Below are 498 nucleotides of genomic sequence, written 5' to 3' on the forward strand. Positions count from 1 at the left end.
TAGCTATCATTTCTATTTCAATCTGTGCACCTAGAGGTAGGGATGCTACGCCTATAGTTGTACGAGCAGGATATGGTGCAGAAAATTGTTGTACATACACTTCATTCATTGCTATAAAGTTATCCATATTAGTTAAAAACACATTTACTTTTTTAACATCGTTAGGGACTAAACCAGCTGCTTCCAATACATTAAAAAGGTTCTTAAAGCATTGCTTTGTCTGTTTAACAATATCACCTTCTACAAGCTTTCCAGTCTGTGAGTCTACAGGGGTTTGCCCGGATAAAAATAGTAAATCCCCTGATTCAACTGCATGTGAGTATGGGCCAACAGCAACAGCTCCATCTGCATTAAAAGCCTTTCTTGACATATAAAACTCCTCCTTTAATTATAAAATATTTATATAGCAGCATCGATTTTAATAAAAATCGATTTAGGTGACCACTTTCTTATTATAGAAAGGGCTTCTTCTCCTTTTTTAGCACTTCGAGAGGCTAC

General features: G+C 35.9%; 1 protein-coding gene. It reads right to left on the bottom strand.

The genetic code is table 11. The features are described from left to right. Positions 1–370 (bottom strand): RidA family protein (locus SB717_RS33565; protein WP_410907123.1); only part of this gene is annotated, 370 nt, incomplete at its 3' end. Positions 371–498: the final 128 nt, after the last annotated feature.

It is taken from the genome of Priestia sp. SIMBA_032, from assembly GCF_046535215.1.
Classification (GTDB): domain Bacteria; phylum Bacillota; class Bacilli; order Bacillales; family Bacillaceae_H; genus Priestia; species Priestia aryabhattai.